This window comes from Calothrix sp. CCY 0018 (assembly GCF_963920925.1).
Classification (GTDB): domain Bacteria; phylum Cyanobacteriota; class Cyanobacteriia; order Cyanobacteriales; family Nostocaceae; genus Rivularia.
The window spans coordinates 1-827 of record NZ_CAWUDI010000125.1 but is presented as its reverse complement, the minus strand read 5'-3'; the positions used below and the strand labels follow the sequence as shown (position 1 = coordinate 827).

The 827-nt window shown below is 34.3% G+C and carries 1 protein-coding gene; it reads right to left on the bottom strand.

Annotation, left to right across the window (positions count from 1 at the left end; all coding sequences use genetic code 11):
* Positions 1–180: 180 nt before the first annotated feature.
* Positions 181–774 (bottom strand): nucleotidyltransferase family protein, encoded by a 594-nt coding sequence (locus ACM03V_RS34445; RefSeq protein WP_414625307.1) that lies wholly within the window; start codon positions 772–774, stop codon positions 181–183.
* Positions 775–827: the final 53 nt, after the last annotated feature.

The window sequence follows — 827 nt, the reverse complement described above, 5'->3', positions numbered from 1 at the left end:
ATAAAATAATCCCTATCTCACCGAGCATTTTTCGTAAAACCAAAAATTGTTCGTATTATCGTAGTAAGTGTTTGGTGTTTTGGAATCCGGATGCGCTGAAGCGCTACTACGAACCTATAAATAATTTTTTCATTGTAGTAAGTGTTTGGTGTTTTGGAATCCGGATGCGCTGAAGCGCTACTACGAACCTATGAACAACTTATCATAATCATCCTGCGTATCAATATCAATAGCTGCTTCCGCTACCTCAATAGTTAACACTTCATCTTTATATTTACCCATCAAAGCTTTTGCACCTTTATCACCTTCAATATTAATTAATTCTGAAAAAAGAATATTACTAAATAAAGCCGGAACACCTACAATGTCATCATAAGTAGAAGCAATAATTATATTACCCGTTTCTTGATAGCTTTGAATTAATCGATTAAAAACTGTTTCTGATATTAATGGTTGGTCTGCAAGTGCGATAATTACTGCATCTAATTTAGGATTACTTTCTTTTATCGCAACAATTCCCGCACGAATTGAAGAAGACATTCCTGTTTCCCAATACGGATTTTCTACTATTTGAACGGGAAACTTATCTATTTGTGGTTTAATTTCTTTTTTGTAAGCTCCTAAAACTACTACAACGGGTTTACAAGTAGAATTAATTGCAATTTTTACAGCATGAGATATCAAACTACTGCCTTGATAAGTTAGCAACTGTTTTGGTTTCCCCATGCGACTCGCTTTTCCCGCAGCTAATATTATTAAACCAACGTTTTTCATCAGTTAGCAGTTATCAGTTATCAGTTAGCAGTTATCAGTTATCAGTTAGCAGT